This window comes from Xanthomonas sp. GW, from assembly GCF_014236815.1.
GTDB lineage: Bacteria > Pseudomonadota > Gammaproteobacteria > Xanthomonadales > Xanthomonadaceae > Xanthomonas_A.
In genome coordinates this window covers 4,810,451-4,825,864 of sequence record NZ_CP051189.1, presented here as the reverse complement: position 1 = coordinate 4,825,864, position 15,414 = coordinate 4,810,451, and the positions used below count along the sequence as shown (strand labels likewise).

Sequence of the window (15,414 nt, the reverse complement as noted above, 5' to 3'; positions counted from 1 at the left end):
GTCTCTATCCGTCTCATTGCTGTTTCGTGACGGCGCCACGCTTACACTGTGCAGCCAGGTTTTTTCAGGTCGTTGCCGTGAATCCGATGCGCATGTTGCTGCTGTCCGCCTGCCTGTTCATGGGAGGCGCCGCGCAGGCGGCCAACGAGGTGCTGCCCGGTGGCGGCATCGATGCCGAAGCGCTGGAGCGGCATGTGCGCACGCTGGCATCCGATGAATTCGAAGGCCGCGCGCCGGCCACGCCGGGCGAGGACAAGACCATCGCCTATCTCAGCGAGCAATTCCGTCTGGCCGGCGTGCAACCGGCGGGCGACGACGGCGGCTGGACCCAGGCGGTGCCGCTGGTGCGCGCGCAGGTGGACGGACCGGTGACGGCGACGCTGCGCGTGGCCGGCGCGGCGCAGGCGCTGGTCAACGGCGAGGACGTGGTGCTGCAGAGCCTGCGTCCCGGCAGCAAGGTGACGCTGAAGGACGCGCCGCTGGTGTTCGTCGGCTACGGCATCCATGCGCCCGAGCGCGGCTGGGACGACTACAAGGGCGTGGACCTGAAGGGCAAGATCGCGGTGATGCTGATCAACGACGCCGACTTCGAGACGCCGCAGCCCGGCGCCTTCGACGGCCGTGCGGTCACCTACTACGGGCGCTGGACCTACAAGTACGAGGAAGCCGCGCGGCAGGGCGCGGCCGGCGTGCTGATCGTGCACGAGACCGCGCCGGCCGCATACGGTTGGGCCACGGTGAAGAGTTCCGGGCTGTCGCCGCTGTTCGACATCGAGCGTAGCGACGCGCAGGCGCGGGCGCAGCACGTGCCGGTGCGCGGCTGGATGCAGCGCGCGCTGGCGGTGTCGCTGTTCCAGCGCGCCGGGCTGGATTTCGAGGCGGAGAAGAAACGCGCGCAGCGCGCCGACTTCCGCCCGCAGGCGCTGGGCGATGCGGCGCTGTCGGTGCGCTTCGCGCTCAAGCGCGAGCGCGTGGTCACCCACAACGTGGTGGCCAAGCTGGAAGGCGCCACGTACCCGGAGGAGACCATCATCTACTCGGCGCATTGGGACGCGTTCGGCCTCGGTGCGGCCGACGCCAGCGGCGATCGCATCCGCCGCGGCGCGATCGACAACGCCACCGGCGTGGCCAGCGTGCTGGAACTGGCGCGGGTGTTCGCCGCGGGGCCGCGGCCGCAGCGCACGCTGTATTTCATCGCGCTCACCGCCGAGGAGAAGGGCCTGCTCGGCGCGACCTATTACGCCGCGCATCCGCTGGCGCCGCTGGCGACCACCGTGGCGGTGATCAACAGCGAGATGTTCAGCCCCGACGGCGCCACCCGCGACATCGCCTCGTGGGGCCGCGGGCGGGTATCGCTGGAGCGCGACCTGGCCGCAGCGGCGCAGGCGCGCGGCCGCGCCTATTCGCCGGATCCTAACCTGGAGGCGGGCTTCTTCTACCGCGCCGACCACTTCGCCTTCGCCCGCGCCGGCGTGCCGGCGATCACCGTGGGGCCGGGGCTGGACAAGCTGGAGGGCGGCGTGGCGGCAGGCAAGGCGATCCGCGACCGCTATTTCGCCGACTGCTACCACCAGCCCTGCGATCGCTGGAGCGCGTCCTGGGATCCGGCCGGGCATGCCGCCGACACGCTGCTGCTGTACGACCTGGGCCAGCGCCTGGCCGACAGCCGCGAGTGGCCGCGCTGGGACGACGGCTCGGAGTTCAAGCCGGCGCGCGATGCGAGCGAGGCCGCGCGGCGCTGAGGGTGGTGGTGTCAGCCCGCCTGTCGCTGGCCTGGGCACCCTGCGCGCTCCCGAACCTGAGCGCTTTCGCTGAAGTAGCCTCTCAGCGCGCTCAAATCCGTCGCGGTATGGCCTGCGCGAAGAAATCGGTGGCATGTCGCACCCGGGCGGGCACGAAACGACGTCTCGGCCAGATGATGTTGATGTCTCTGGTCTCGTCCAGAAATTCGCCGAGGATGCCGATGACGTCTGGACCCCGGAGATCGTCGATAAAAGACGCCTGCGTAAACAGCCCTATGCCCACGCCGTCCAGGACGCCAGCCCGGATCGCTTCGACGCTATTGGATGTGAGCGTTCCGCCAACCGACACGCTGAACCGACCGTCGGGTCCGACGAATGGCCAATGCGTCGATTCCGTCATCCCGCGATACACGAGGCAATTGTGATCCACGAGATCGGCCGGCGTCTTCGGTATGCCGTGTTGCTCGAAGTAGCGGCGCGATCCGACGCATACGAGCGGCGTGCTGGCAATGCGCCGGACGATGGCTTCCGGATCGTTGACGGTCCCCACCCGGATCGCAAGATCGATCCCGTCTTCAATCATGTCCCGGACGAAATCCGAAAGGACGAGGTCCACCTTCAGGCCGGGGTGGCGCGACAGCAGGCCGGGGATCACCGGCAAGACGTGCAGACGGCCAAACGTACCTGCCGCAGCGATCCTGAGCAGACCCGAGACGCCCTTCGTGCTTTGGGTCAGCTCGCTGTCGGCGTCGTCCATTTCGTCGAGAAGTGGCTTTGCCCGATCGTAGTACCGCCGGCCCTGATCGGTCAGCGTCACGCTGCGCGTGCTCCGGTTGAAAAGCGCCACCCCGAGGCGCTTTTCGAGGGCACCGACGGCCTTGCTGACCGACGACTGTGAATCCCCGGTCCGGCGCGCCGCCGCGGTGAAGCCACCCGCCTCTACGACGGCGATGAAGGCACTGAGTTCCTGGAAACGATCCAAATCATTCCCCCGAAGAATTAATGTTATCGCGTTCAAGGGGATTATCCCCGGCTACGGCATTGCCCACAATCGCCTCTCTCCACGATGAGAGGGTTCGGCGTCATGCAGATCGATCTCACTGGCCGCAAGGCGGTCGTCACGGGTTCTACCGCCGGTATCGGTCGCGCCATCGCCGCAGGCTTGGCCCGCGCAGGCGCCGCGGTGGTCATCAACGGGCGAAGCGAGCAACGGGTGGACGCGACGCTCCGGGAGCTGCGCGAGGCCTTGCCGAACGCCGACGTCATCGGCGTCTGTGCCGACCTCGCGACGCCCGCAGGCGCGGCGGAGTTGTTCGCGCGAGCGCCCGATGCGGACATCCTGGTCAACAACGTGGGAGCGGGACGCATGACATCGTTCTATGAGGTTCCCGACAGCGACTGGATCGATCTCTTCCAGTTGAACGTCATGAGCGGCGTTCGCGCATCGCGCCACTATCTGGCGAACATGAAGAAGCGCGGCTGGGGTCGCGTCGTCTTCATCAGCAGCGAGTCCGCGCTGGCCGTGCCCAAGGACATGATCGACTACGCCATGACCAAGACCGCCCAGCTCACGATCGCGCGGGGCCTGGCCGAGGACGTCGGTGGCACGGGCGTAACGGTGAATTCGGTTCTCCCCGGTCCGACGAATTCGGAAGTCATGGATGGCTGGATGCAGGCGACTGCGCAGGCGCAAGGCATTACGCGGGAGGAAGCGGAACAGCAGTTCCTGAAAACCATGCGCCCGACCTCGCTCCTCAACCGGTTCACCACCACCGAAGAAGTCGCCAACCTGGTCGTTTACGTCTGTTCGGAGCAGGCCTCGGGCACGACGGGTACGGCGCTGCGCGTCGACGGTGGCGTCGTGCGGACGATCGCCTGAAGCAGCTGCTTACCCCACGCATCTACCGAGGAAACACGCTCATGCATCATGTTGCAGCCCACAAGATAAGCCCGGCGCCCCTGTCGTTCGAGCTCAGCGGCAAGCGCGTGGTCGTCGTCGGCGGCAAGCGGGCGATCGGCTTGGGCGTTGCCCGCGCAGCGCACGCCGCCGGCGCCCGCGTCACGGTGGCCAGTCGCCGCGAGGTGGCGATCGAAGACCAACCCGAGCTTGCCGCGTTCGAGCAGATCGCCCTGGACATGCGTGACGAGGCGGCGGTACAAGCCGCGTTCGAATCCATCGGGCCGTTCGACCACCTGGTGGTCACCGCGGGACCGGAGATCGGATCCTGGGGCTCGTTCATGGACCCGGACATGCGCGGCGTCCGTAGCTACATGGAGGGCAAGTTCATGGGGACATGGGCTTGCGCCCGCCATGCCGCTGCGCACCTGGCGCGCGACGGCTCGATGACATTCCTTACCGGCGGTATTGGAGCGAGGGCGAAGCTTGGCATGGCGGCCGTCACCTCGACGTTCGCCGCTGTCGACGCGTTGTCGCGTTCCCTCGCACTGGACCTGGCGCCCGTCCGGGTGAACACGATACGGCCCGGTTTCATCGACTCGGAATTTTGGGACGCCCTGCCCGCCGACGATGTCGAGGCCCTGCGCAAGAAGGTCGCGACGGCGTTTCCTGCGCGTCGGGTCGGCACGATCGCCGACGTCGGGCACGCGGCGGTGTTCCTGATGACCAACCCCTATGTCACCGGAACCGTCCTCGAGGTCTCCGGCGGGGAGTTGCTGGTCGACTGGCTATTCTGACCGACATCCCAGGACGGGCCGCCGTCACACCCGGGCGGCGTCGAAAACACTACGATTCCTCGCGCCACCTTGACGCGAGGAATCATGCAGATGAAGACGCTGGCAAATGCTGTCCTGCTCGGAGTCCTACTGACGAGTGTCGCGCATGCGCAGACCAACGCAGGCAATCAGAACCCCGACCCTGAGCTCCCTTTCAACGTCACCAAGGTGGCCACCTTCGATCTGCCCTGGCGCATCGCGTTCCTGCCTGATGGCCGCATGCTGATCACCGAGAAGGTCGGTCGCGTGCAATTGGTGACCCCGCAAGGCGCCAAGACCGAGGTCAAGGGCGTGCCAGCCAGTTACGTGGAAGGCCAGAACGGCATGCTGGGCGTTTTCCTGTCGCCCCACTACGCCATCGACAAGAGTGTGTACCTGACGTATGTCGCACCCGGCGACTACGGCGGCGGCCTGGCTATGGGCCGAGGCAGACTCGTGATGGAGGGCAACGAGGCCCGGCTGGACAACTTCAAGGTGCTGTGGCGCCAGATGCCGACGGGCAAGGGCGGCCAGGCTGGCGCGCAGATCGCCTTTTCGCCGGACGGCAGGTACCTGTTCCTCACGGTGGGCGACCGCCAGCGCTTCACGCCGGCACAGGATCTCAATCAGCCGGTAGGCAAGATCCTGCGGTTGACGCTGGACGGCAAGCCCGCGCCGGGCAACCCGTGGGCAGGCAGGGGCGGCGCGCGCACCATCCCGCTGATCGATCCGGCGAGCGATACCGAGGCGGCCAAGACGGCACCGGTGGTCAGCACGTATACGTTCCCCATCTCCAACCTCACGCCGGCCGAAACCTGGTCCATCGGCCACCGCACACCTTACGGCCTCGCCTTCGCTCCCGACGGTCGGCTGTGGGAGCTCGAGCACGGTCCCAATGGCGGCGACGAACTGAACCTGATCCAGCGCGGCAAGAACTACGGCTGGCCGTTGGTTTCGTATGGCGTCAATTACAACGGCGTGCCGATTCCCAAACCCGAGACGCGGCCCGATCTTGCCAGGCCGGCGATCTATTGGGTGCCGGTGATCGCGCCCGGCAACCTGATGTTCTACAAGGGCAACCTGTTCCCGCAGTGGAAGGGCAGCGCGTTGATCAGCGGCCTGGTCAGTCAGGGCATCATCCGCGTCACCGTCGATAGCAAGGGCGGTGCTACCGCGGTCAATCGTTGGAGCATCGGCAAGCGCATCCGCGATGTCGAGGAAGCGCCGGATGGCTCGCTGTGGTTGCTGGAAGATGCCAAGCCCGGTGGCCTGTTCCGGCTCACACCGAAATAAGCGCACAGGCGGTGTCCCTCGCGATGGCGGGTGCGCCCGCTCAGTCGCGAGGAACCGCCGCCATGCGGAAGGTTATCGACCGGTTCAGACAGTGTCCGCAGCCGGTGCAGTTTCCGGCTCCGTTCGTCGCGGCTGAAGCCGCTCCTACAGGGGTTTGCGGGGAGCGTGCTGGGTGCACTGTGGGAGGGACTTCAGTCCCGACGCAGGCGAGCCTGCCGGCGCGGTGCCTCGATGCGCCAACTTCGACAGCGCTGCTCCTGCACGGAAAGCGCGTGCGCTATCACGATCGGAGATAGGGCATGCAGCGTCGATGCTTCGCGAATAGGGCGCGTGCGCCGCACCGCGTACGACACGTGCAAAACAGCATGCCACGCGCGTCGCGCCGCGCTGCTGTCGCTGGCCGCCGCCGCTGGCCTAGAATCCATTTCCACACCGCCCGGTCCTTCTGCGCATGTCGTCCCCGCCTTCTCCTGTCGCCGCCGTTCCCGCGCGTGGCGGTTTCGTCGTCCTTGCGCTGCTGCTGGTCTACGTGGTCTGGGGCTCGACCTATCTGGCGATCCGCTTCGCGCTGGAGGGCGGCACGCCGCCGCTGAGCATGGTCTCGGGGCTGCGCTTCATGGTCGCAGGTTCGCTGCTGTACGCAGTGCTGCGCTGGCGCGGCGTGGCCGCGCCGACGCGCGCGCAATGGGGGTCGCTGACCGTGCTCGGCGCGTTGCTGCTGTTGTGCGGCAACGGCATGGTGGTGCTGGCCGAGCGCCAGGTGTCCTCCGGCCTGGCCGCTGTCGCGGTGGCCTCGGTGCCGCTGTGGATGGCGCTGTTCGGCGCGCTGCGCGGGCAGCACGCCAGCCGCGGCGAATGGCTGGGCATCGTGGTCGGATTCGCCGGCGTGCTGTGGCTCAATGCCGGCAGCAGCCTCAGCGCCAGTCCCAAGGGCCTGGTGCTGCTGCTGATCGCGCCGATCGGCTGGGCGTTCGGCTCGGTGTGGTCGCGCGGTCGCGATCTGCCGATGCCGTTCATGGCCGCGGCCGGGCAGATGCTGTGCGGCGGCGTGCTGCTGGTCACCGCGGGTGTGCTGAGCGGCGAACGCCCGCACGCGTGGCCGACGCCGCATGCGTTGATGGCAGTCGCCTACCTGTGCGTGTTCGGTTCGATCGTGGCATTCACTGCCTACGTGTGGTTGCTGCAGAACGTGCGGCCGGTGTTGGCCGGCAGCTATGCCTATGTCAATCCGGTGATCGCGGTGGGGCTGGGCAGCTGGCTCGGCGCCGAGCGCTTCACTACCAGCGACCTCGGCGCGATGGCGGTGATCCTGGCCGGCGTGGTGGTCATCACCGTGGCGCGGACGCGGCGATGAGCGTCACCGAGCAGGAGACGCGCCGCGGCCTGCTGATCACCGCGCTGACCTTCGCGCTGTGGGGTGTGGTGCCGGTGTACTGGCATCTGCTCAAGGCGGTGCCGTCGGCCTACATCATCGCCCACCGCATCGTCTGGAGCGCGGTGCTGGTGGTGGGCTGGCTGTTGTACAGCGCGCGCCTGCAGTGGTGGCGCAGCATCGCCGCGCAGCCGCGCGCGCTGGCGATCCTGGCGCTGAGCAGCGTGGCGATCGCGTTCAACTGGGGCCTGTACATCTGGGCGATCAACGCCGGTCATGTGATCGAGGCCAGCCTGGGCTACTTCATCAATCCGCTGGTCAACGTGCTGCTCGGCGTGCTGGTGCTGAAGGAGCGGCTGCGCGCGTTGCAGTGGCTGGCGGTGGCGTGCGCCGCACTCGGCGTGGCGTGGCTCACCGTCGATGCCGGTGCGCTGCCGTGGATCGCGCTGAGCCTGGCCGCCTCGTTCGGGCTGTACGGCCTGCTGCGCAAGCTGGTGCAGGTGGATGCGGTGGCCGGGCTGGGCGTGGAGAGCCTGTACCTGTTCCTGCCGGCGCTGGGCTTCGTGCTGTGGAGCGAGAGCGGGCACGGCGGTGGCTTCGCCACCGGCTGGGGCTGGCGCAACGATCTGCTGCTGGTGTTCGGCGGCGTGGTCACCGCGGTGCCGCTGATCGGGTTCGCCTACGGCGTGCGGCGCATCCCGCTATCGCTGGTCGGCTTGCTGCAGTACATCGCGCCGAGCCTGCAGTTGCTGCTGGGGGTGTGGTTCTTCCGCGAGCCGTTCGACAGCGGCAAGGCGATCGGTTTCGCCGCGATCTGGGTCGGGCTTTTGCTGTTCGCGGGAGAGAGCCTGTGGCGCTCGGGTTGGGGGCGGCGGCGAGGGGCCGGGATTGGGAATTCGGGATTCGGGATTCGCAAGAGCCGAAGCCGCTCCCCCTGATAGCGCGGCGGCCTGCGCAGTCCGCTGTTACGAATCCCCACTCCCGAATCCCCAATCCCGGCTCAACTGCGGCCGACGCTTGCAGCCGCGGTGTCCGTCAGCTGCTGCTCGGCATCCACGCGTGGTGCCAGCGGCGACGGGCAGTGGCCGTCGTGGCGCTGTGCCGGCAGTTCGGCGAACCAGTCCTCCACGGTCGGCGCCAGCAGGTCCAGCCGCATCGGCAGGCTGATGTGGTTCTCGCCGGGCATCTCCAGGTAGTGCGCGCGCGGCGCGTCCAGCGCCAGCAGGCGGCCGTGCGCGACCGGGATGTGCTGGTCGGCGCTGCCATGCAGCAACAGCAGGCAGGCCGGCGCGGTGCGCGCGGCGGCGGTGACGTCGACCTGGTCCAGGTTCAGCGCCAGGCGCTGGTTGGCGTTGGCGATGACCGCGTCCAGGTTCTGCCCGCCGTAGCGCCAGCGCGCCAGGTCCATCGCCGCGCTGGCCATCAGGCCCTGCGGGCGGCTGGCGAGCATGTGCGGGATCATGTCGCGGATGCCGCGGCCGGCGTTGGCGAAGGATTCCATCGCGACCACGCCATCGACGTCGCCGCCCAGCTTCTGCGCGGTGAACAGCGCGGTGGCGGCACCGTAGGACACGCCGAACAGGTACAGCGGGCCCTGGATCTCGCCGCGGGCGCGCAGCGCGCGGATCACCGCGACCACGTCGTCGGACTCGCGGGTGCCGTAGCCGGCCGGGCCGCCGCCGGAGCGGCCGTGGTTGCGCAGGTCGATGCTGATGCTGCGGTAGCCGGCCTGGGCCAGGTCCAGCGACCACGGCAGCAGCGAATCGCCGTCCATCATCCAGCCATGCAGCAGCACCACGGTGCCGCGCGGGGCGGCGTGGGTGCCGGGCTGCGGCGCGGCCACGTCCATCGCGAAATCGGCGCGCTCGTGGCCGTTTGCGTCGCGGCCGGCATGCTCATAGCGGTAGCGCATGCGGTAGTCGCCCGGATCGATCGCACGCCAGAAGATCGGGATGCCGGCCGGGGTGAGCACGTGCCCGCTGCGGTTGGGCAGCGTCGCCAGCAGGCCCTGGATGCGTTCCTCGTCCATCAGCGGCGACACGCCGCCCGGCGCGACCAGGCGGTCGCTGAGCGAGGTGGAGGTGCGTGCAGCCAGGCAGCCGGCGGCCAGGCACAGGCTGGTGCAGAGGACGAGCAGCAGGCGGAGGCGCGACGGCATGGCGATAGGCGGTGGGTGAACGGCCGCGCAGGCTAGCGCCTTCGTTGGCGCGGCTCTACCGCAATTGGATGACGAAACGATGACGCGGCGCGGGTAAGGGGCGCCGAGGCGCGGTCGCCGGCCCGGTTTTCCCGGCGGCGCCTTGCGCTGCGGGCGCATGCGCCGCGCCCGTGTGCGCCACGCCGGGCCTGTTCGGCGCTGGGTCGGTGCTGCGTGGCGCAGCCTGGCGTTCAGGTCGGCGCGGCGCTGGCGGCTTGCGGCAAGCTGGACTGGACCTGCAGGGCGGTGCTTGCGCAAGTCAGCGGCTCTGCCCGACCGCGTGGCGCCGAGCCGGGCAGGCATGGCGCCTGCCCGGGCACGCAGGCCAGTCGCTACAGCGCGCGCAGTGCGGTAGTGATCGGCAACCGCGCCGCGCGCAGCGCCGGGAACAGCCCGCCGACCAGGCCGATGCCCAGCGCCCACTTCAGCCCGCTCCACAGCAGCGCCGGCGAGACCTTGAACTGGAACACCACTTGGCTGAAGTTGCTGCCCAGGGTGGACACGCTGTAGCCGTTGAACACGGTCCAGGCGATCAGCCCGCCGAGCAGCCCGCCGAGCAGCGCCAGCAGCATCGTCTCCAGCATCACCGCGGTCACCACCGGCGTGCCGCGGAAGCCGATCGCGCGCATCGTGGCGATCTCGCGCGCGCGGGTGGCCACCGCCGCGTACATGGTGTTGAGCGCGCCGAACACCGCGCCGACCGCCATGATCGCGCCGATCACGGTGCCGAGGATGCTGATCAGCTTGCTGAGGTTGCCGCCCTGCTTGGCGTAGTAGGCGCGAGTGGTCTCCACGTCGAGCTTGAGCCGCGGGTCGGCGGCCATCGCCGCCTTGAACTGGGCGTAGCCGTCCTTGCCGGCGGTGCGCACGTTGATCGACTGGTAGGCGCTACGGTTGTAGGTGGACGCCAGGGTCTGCGCGTCGGCCCACAGCTCCGAGTCGTGCGCGTCGCCGGAGGCGAACACGCCGACCACGGTCCACTGCTCGCGGCCCAGGCTCAGCGTCTTGCCCACGTCCAGGCCGCGGAACTGCGCCTTGGCGCCCTGGCCGACCACGATCTCGCGCAGGCCGGCGCCGAAGGGGCGGCCCTCGACGATCCTGAGCTTGTCGTGCACCGCCCAGCCGGCGTCGCCGACGCCGCGGAACTGCACGTTGGTGTCGGTGCCGTCGGCCTTGCTCGGCAGGTTGATCACCTGCGACAGCTCCGGGGACACCAGCGGCTTGCCGTCGGCGCCCTTGGCCACGCCGGCCAGGCTGGCGATCAGCGGCACCTGGTCGCGGGTGATCACCGAGTTGGTCTCGGCGCCGGAGCCGCCGCGCAGCACGATCGCGGTCGTGTCGTCGCCGGTGCTGTTGAGCGTGGCCTGGAAGCCTTCGCCCATCGCCAGCATCGCCACCAGCACGCCGACCACGCCGGCGATACCGACCACGATCACCGACGAGGCGCCCCAGCGCTGCGGCAGGCTGGCCACGCCGATGCGGGTGGCGGCCAGCGCGAGGCGGCCGCCGCGGGTCAGCAGCAGCCACAGCGCCACGCCGACCGCCAGCGCCAGCACGCCGTACCAGGGCAAGGCGATCCACAGCGCCAGCCCGATGCCGAGCAGCAGCAGCGAGAGCAGGTTTCCCAACCAGAGTTTGAGTTTCATCAGTGCGTCTTCCGAGAATGCGACAGGGAACGATGCGGCGGCGGGCTCAGCGCCCGGCCAGCGCGTCCACGATCTTCAGGCGCTGCGCGCGCAACGCCGGCAGCAGCCCGACCACGATGCCGATGGCGACCATCAGCCCCAACGCCACCAACCAGGTCTGCGCCGGCACGCCGCGCATCGGCATCATGCCGCCGCTGGCCGCGGCCACGCCGGGGATGACCAGCGCCGCCAGGCCCATGCCGATCAAGCCGCCGAGCACGATCAGCAGCACCGACTCCACCATCACCAGGGTCAGCACGGTGCCGTCGCGGAAGCCGAGCGTCTTCAGCACCGCCAGTTCCGGGATGCGCTCGCGCACCGCCTGCGCCATGGTGTTGCCGGTGAGCAGCAGCAGGGTGAAGAACACCGCAGCCATGATCGCGGTGACGATCAGGCCGACATCGGCGAACTGCTTGGCGAAGGCCTGCGAGAACGCGGCCTCGGTCTGGCTCTTGGTCTCGTGGTCGGAGTTCAGCGACAGCGCGTCGATCGCCTGCGCCACCCGCGAGGCCTGGTCGGCGCTGCCCAGCTGCACGGTGTACCAGCTGACCTTGTTCTTGATGTAGTCGTTGGACTCGTCGAAGTACTTCCAGTTCATCATCAACTGGTTCTCGGCCTGCGCGTTCTTTGCGTCCTTGACCTTGAAGATGGTGGTCAGGGTCAACGGCCAGTCGTTGCTGCCGCCGCGCGGAAAGATGGTGGCCTGCAGCGGAATGGTGTCGCCGATCTTCCAGCCGTTCTTCTTGGCCAACGACGCGCCTACGGCCGCCGCGGTGCGGGTTTCGCGGAACGCCTTGAGCTGCGCCGGCGGCACGTCGTACTCGCTGTACACGTCGAAGAAGTTCGGCGCCACCGAGAAGTTGGGGAAGAAGTTCTTCGGGTCGCGGTAGATGCCGCCGAACCACATCGCATAGGTGACCTTTTTCACTCCGGGCACCGATTCGATCTGCGACTGCAGGCTGACCGGTAGCGACTGGGTGATCGACAGCCGCGAGGACACGATCAGCCGGTTGGCGCCTTCGACGCTGCCGCCGGAGTTGAACGCCACGCGCACCGAGTCGAGCATGCCGAACAGCAGGAACGCGGCGACCACCGACAGCAGGGTCAGCAGGGTGCGGGTCTTGCTGCGGAACAGCTGTGCCCAGACCAACGAAAAATATTTCATGTTCGATCCTCCAGGGGACGGGATGCCGGGGCGCGGAATGCGCGCGGCGGCAGCGGCCGGTTCAATGCGCCACGAGCGGCGCGTCGGCCAGCTCGCCCTTGTCCAGGTGCACGGTGTGGCTGGCGTACTCGGCGGCCTTGGGGTCGTGGGTGACCATGATGATGGTCTTGCCGTGTTCGCGGTTGAGTTGCTGCAGCAGGTGCAGGATCTCCTCGGCGGCGGTGCGGTCCAGGTCGCCGGTGGGTTCGTCGCAGATCAGGAAGGTGGGGTCGGAGACGATGGCGCGGGCGATCGCCACGCGCTGCTGCTGGCCGCCGGACAATTCGTTGGGGCGGTGGCTGCGGCGGTCGGCGAGGTTGACCAGGGTCAGGGCGATCTCGGCGTTGCGCTTGCGCTGGGCGGCGTTGAGGTTGGTCAGCAGCAGCGGCAGTTCCACGTTCTTCTGCGCGGTGAGCATGGGCATGAGGTTGTAGAACTGGAACACGAAGCCGACGTGCTGGCTGCGCCAGGTGGACAGTTGGCCGCCGCTCATGCGGTCGATGCGTTCGCCTTCGATCTCGATCTCGCCGCCGCTGGGGGTATCCAGGCCGCCGATCAGGTTCAGCAGGGTGGTCTTGCCGGAGCCGGAGGGACCCATCAACGCGACGAAGTCGCCGCGTGCGATGTCCAGGTCGATGCCGTGCAGGACTTGTACTTTCTCGGGTCCGCGCTGGTAGGTCTTGGTGACGTTGCGCAGTTTGACGAGGGTGGACATGGTGGTGTTCCTGGCAGTGGACGGGTAGTGGATGTGCCGATTGCGGTGAGGCGATTCGCGGATGCTTGTGTCGCTTGCAGTTGCAGTTGCAGTTGCAGTTGCAGTTGCAGTGCTGTTGCTGTGCTTCTGCTCTTTAGTTTTTGCTTTACCGGGTCCCTTACGCAGCGGCGAATAGGGCGGGAAAAACCCCGAAGGGGCGGCGCACAGGGATGGGCGCCGTTCGCGGCAGGGGCAGGATGCCCCTTCCGCGAATCCCGTCCTATTCGCGGACCCGGAGCGCGCAGCGCGGAGGGCGCGGAGTAGGGTGTGCTTGACCAGCCTTCGGCTGTGGTGAAGCGCTTCTTTTGGTTACTTTTCTTTGCACAAGCAAAGAAAAGTAACTCGCCATAGGCGAAAGCTTTTGCTCTTGCTCCTGCAGTGTTGGAGCCCTTGTAGGAGCGGCTTCAGCCGCGACACTTTCTGACAGAGCCAGTCGCGGCTGAAGCCGCTCCTACAAAAGCAAACGCCCAAGCAAATAAGCAACAGCAAAGGCTTCCGCCCTTGGCGGGTTACTTTTCTTTGCTCGCGCAAAGAAAAGTAACCAAAAGAAAGCGCGCCCTGCCTTGCGCCCTCCGCGCTGCGCGCTCCGGGTCCGCGGATGCACCGGGGATTCGCGGAAGGGGCATCCTGCCCCTGCCGCGAACGGCGCACATCCCTGTGCGCCGCCCTTCGGGTTTTTCCCCGGTCCATCCGCCGCTGCGGAAGGGAACCCGGAAAGTCAAAAGCCATAGCAAAGCAAAAGCCATAGCAGAGCAACAGCAACAGCAACAGCAACAGCAGCAACAGCAACAGCAGCAACAGCAACAGCAACAGCAGGGCAACAGAGCGACAACAGCGCTGAGCAAAAGCAGAGCAATAACAGCTACAGCTACAGCTACAGCAATATCAAGAGCGGTGTGGCGGTTGGAGCTTGTGCAGCCAATTGCAGGCTTGATCCAGTACGAGCAAGAACCAAGCGATACGAGGAAACGATTGGTCGGAGCGACACTCGCTACGGCAAAAATTGGACGGTAAACAGAATAAATGCGCCGTCGTCTTCATGCCGATCCAGCAAGGCAGTAGCGACACGGGCAGCATGCAGTGGTTCGCGCCAACGCGCGGTACCTCACATGCGGGCGCCGTTATTGCTCGGTCGCCTCCGCCATCTTCACCTTGACCCCGTCGCGCAACGTCTCCGGCGGATCCAGCACCACCGTGTCGCCCGCCGTCAGGCCCGATAGCACCTGGCGGTCGTCGCCCAGCGCGATGCCGGTCTTCAGCGCGCGCTGCTCGACCGTGTTGTCCTCCTTCAGTGCGAACGCCACGTCCTGCCCGCCGCGCTTGACGATCGCCGCGCCCGGCGCGCGCACGCCCTGCGGCTTGTCTTGCGCCTGCGCCTGCGGCGCTTCCAGGAAGCTCACGCGCACGCCCATTTCCGGCACGATCCGCGGGTCCTTCTGCTTCAGCGCCACGCGCACCTTCACCGTGGCCTTGCCGCGGTCGGCCGAGGGGATGATCGCGATCACTTCGGCCGGGATCTTCCACTCCGGGTAGGCGTTGAGCACGGCTTCCACCGGCATGCCCGGCTTGACCCGGCCGATGAAGGCCTCGCCCACTTCCACCTCGATCTCCAGCGAGTCCATGTCCACCACCGTGCCGATGCCGGTGCGGGTGAAACCGCCGCCGGCCGACAGCGGCGATACGATCTCGCCCGGCTGCGCCGCCTTGGCGGTGACCACGCCGGCGAACGGTGCGCGCACGATGGTGTTGTCCACGTTGAGGTCGGAGATCGACAGCTGGTTGCCGGCCACCACCACGTTGCGCTGCGCGCTCTGCAGCTGCGCGCGCAGGGCGTCGCGCTGCGACAGCGCCTGCTCGTATTGCGAGCGCGACACCAGCTGCTGCGTGGACAGCGTCTGCAGCCGCTGCGCATCGGCCTCGGCTTGCCGCAGCTGCGCCTGCATGTTGGTCACCTGGCTGCGCGCCGCGTCCAGCTGCGAGGCCGATAACTGCCGCTGCGCGCCGGCGTCGATCGGGTCCAGCGTCGCCATCACCTGGCCCTGCTCCACGCGCATGCCTTCCTCGATCAGCACTTCGCGCACCTTGCCGGTGATCTTCGCCGAGACCGTGGCCATGCGCCGCGCCACCACGTAGCCGCTGGCATCCAGCACCGAGGCGCTGCTGCTGCCGGCGGCGATCGCCACCACCGGCGCGGTGGTCACCTCGATGGCCTTGCCGCGGCCGAACAGCAGCCAGCCGCCGACGCCGAGCGCGAGCAGCAGCACCAGGACCACGGCGATCCACAGCCCGCGGCGCGACGGCGGCTCGCTCGGCGCTGCCTTGCGGTCGATACGGAGTTCTTTGAGCAGTTCGGCGGAGGTACTCATCGTGTCCCTGGATGAATCGGTAGGCGCAGTGTGGATCGGCGAGGCGCGCGCTTCCAAGTTGCCGGAAGTCACTTTCTGCGTTGCGCTGC

General features: G+C 67.9%; 12 protein-coding genes. 6 read left to right on the top strand and 6 right to left on the bottom strand.

The features are described from left to right. Positions 1–86: 86 nt before the first annotated feature. Positions 87–1,742 carry a M28 family metallopeptidase gene (locus HEP73_RS20875; protein WP_185823529.1) on the top strand — a complete coding sequence of 552 codons (1,656 nt, stop codon included), beginning with the start codon at positions 87–89 and terminating at the stop codon, positions 1,740–1,742. 91 nt (positions 1,743–1,833) lie between these two features. Here HEP73_RS20875 and HEP73_RS20870 read toward each other — a convergent pair whose 3' ends face one another. Continuing rightward, complete coding sequence (locus tag HEP73_RS20870) at positions 1,834–2,760, bottom strand: LysR family transcriptional regulator (RefSeq protein ID WP_255423588.1); 927 nt, start codon at positions 2,758–2,760, stop codon at positions 1,834–1,836. Between the two features lie 66 nt (positions 2,761–2,826). On the opposite strand from HEP73_RS20870, the gene HEP73_RS20865 reads away from it, so the two are divergent. The 5 genes from HEP73_RS20865 to rarD all read left to right on the top strand — a co-directional run bounded on the left by HEP73_RS20865 (position 2,827) and on the right by rarD (position 8,057). Next, positions 2,827–3,621: an SDR family NAD(P)-dependent oxidoreductase gene (locus HEP73_RS20865; RefSeq protein WP_185821399.1), complete on the top strand. Its 795-nt coding sequence runs from the start codon at positions 2,827–2,829 to the stop codon at positions 3,619–3,621. Positions 3,622–3,662: 41 nt separating this feature from the next. Continuing rightward, complete coding sequence (locus HEP73_RS20860) at positions 3,663–4,436, top strand: SDR family oxidoreductase (RefSeq protein ID WP_185821398.1); 774 nt, start codon at positions 3,663–3,665, stop codon at positions 4,434–4,436. A 90-nt stretch (positions 4,437–4,526) separates the two neighbouring features. Next, a complete protein-coding gene (locus tag HEP73_RS20855) occupies positions 4,527–5,747 on the top strand; it encodes a PQQ-dependent sugar dehydrogenase (RefSeq protein ID WP_185821397.1) in 1,221 nt (406 codons plus the stop codon). Positions 5,748–6,198: 451 nt separating this feature from the next. Then, the gene (gene yedA / locus HEP73_RS20850) at positions 6,199–7,101 is read left to right on the top strand and encodes a drug/metabolite exporter YedA (protein ID WP_185821396.1); all 903 of its coding nucleotides are present in this window, start codon (positions 6,199–6,201) and stop codon (positions 7,099–7,101) included. Further along, positions 7,098–8,057, top strand: coding sequence for an EamA family transporter RarD (gene rarD, locus HEP73_RS20845; RefSeq protein WP_185821395.1), 960 nt, complete (start codon positions 7,098–7,100; stop codon positions 8,055–8,057). The genes yedA and rarD overlap by 4 nt, the downstream gene beginning before the upstream one ends. 62 nt (positions 8,058–8,119) lie before the next feature. Here rarD and HEP73_RS20840 read toward each other — a convergent pair whose 3' ends face one another. The 5 genes from HEP73_RS20840 to HEP73_RS20820 form a co-directional block, all read right to left on the bottom strand. After that, entirely contained in the window at positions 8,120–9,277 is a 1,158-nt protein-coding gene (locus HEP73_RS20840) for an alpha/beta hydrolase family protein (RefSeq protein ID WP_185821394.1), read from the bottom strand. 371 nt (positions 9,278–9,648) lie between these two features. Further along, entirely contained in the window at positions 9,649–10,962 is a 1,314-nt protein-coding gene (locus HEP73_RS20835; RefSeq protein WP_185821393.1) for an ABC transporter permease, read from the bottom strand. Positions 10,963–11,008: 46 nt separating this feature from the next. Next, a complete protein-coding gene (locus HEP73_RS20830) occupies positions 11,009–12,166 on the bottom strand; it encodes an ABC transporter permease (protein ID WP_185814363.1) in 1,158 nt (385 codons plus the stop codon). A gap of 61 nt (positions 12,167–12,227) precedes the next feature. Then, complete coding sequence (locus HEP73_RS20825) at positions 12,228–12,920, bottom strand: ABC transporter ATP-binding protein (RefSeq protein WP_179569547.1); 693 nt, start codon at positions 12,918–12,920, stop codon at positions 12,228–12,230. 1,160 nt (positions 12,921–14,080) lie between these two features. Further along, a complete protein-coding gene (locus HEP73_RS20820; RefSeq protein WP_185821392.1) occupies positions 14,081–15,325 on the bottom strand; it encodes an efflux RND transporter periplasmic adaptor subunit in 1,245 nt (414 codons plus the stop codon). Positions 15,326–15,414 lie beyond the last annotated feature (89 nt).

Excerpts from the sequence above, each read along its gene's own strand:
- HEP73_RS20830 (WP_185814363.1), bottom strand. The coding sequence starts at position 12,166 with ATGAAATATTTTTCGTTGGTCTGGGCACAGCTGTTCCGCAGCAAGACC.
- yedA (WP_185821396.1), top strand. The coding sequence starts at position 6,199 with ATGTCGTCCCCGCCTTCTCCTGTCGCCGCCGTTCCCGCGCGTGGCGGT.
- HEP73_RS20840 (WP_185821394.1), bottom strand. The coding sequence starts at position 9,277 with ATGCCGTCGCGCCTCCGCCTGCTGCTCGTCCTCTGCACCAGCCTGTGC.
- HEP73_RS20875 (WP_185823529.1), top strand. The coding sequence starts at position 87 with ATGCGCATGTTGCTGCTGTCCGCCTGCCTGTTCATGGGAGGCGCCGCG.
- HEP73_RS20860 (WP_185821398.1), top strand. The coding sequence starts at position 3,663 with ATGCATCATGTTGCAGCCCACAAGATAAGCCCGGCGCCCCTGTCGTTC.
- rarD (WP_185821395.1), top strand. The coding sequence starts at position 7,098 with ATGAGCGTCACCGAGCAGGAGACGCGCCGCGGCCTGCTGATCACCGCG.
- HEP73_RS20865 (WP_185821399.1), top strand. The coding sequence starts at position 2,827 with ATGCAGATCGATCTCACTGGCCGCAAGGCGGTCGTCACGGGTTCTACC.
- HEP73_RS20825 (WP_179569547.1), bottom strand. The coding sequence starts at position 12,920 with ATGTCCACCCTCGTCAAACTGCGCAACGTCACCAAGACCTACCAGCGC.
- HEP73_RS20855 (WP_185821397.1), top strand. The coding sequence starts at position 4,527 with ATGAAGACGCTGGCAAATGCTGTCCTGCTCGGAGTCCTACTGACGAGT.
- HEP73_RS20835 (WP_185821393.1), bottom strand. The coding sequence starts at position 10,962 with ATGAAACTCAAACTCTGGTTGGGAAACCTGCTCTCGCTGCTGCTGCTC.
- HEP73_RS20820 (WP_185821392.1), bottom strand. The coding sequence starts at position 15,325 with ATGAGTACCTCCGCCGAACTGCTCAAAGAACTCCGTATCGACCGCAAG.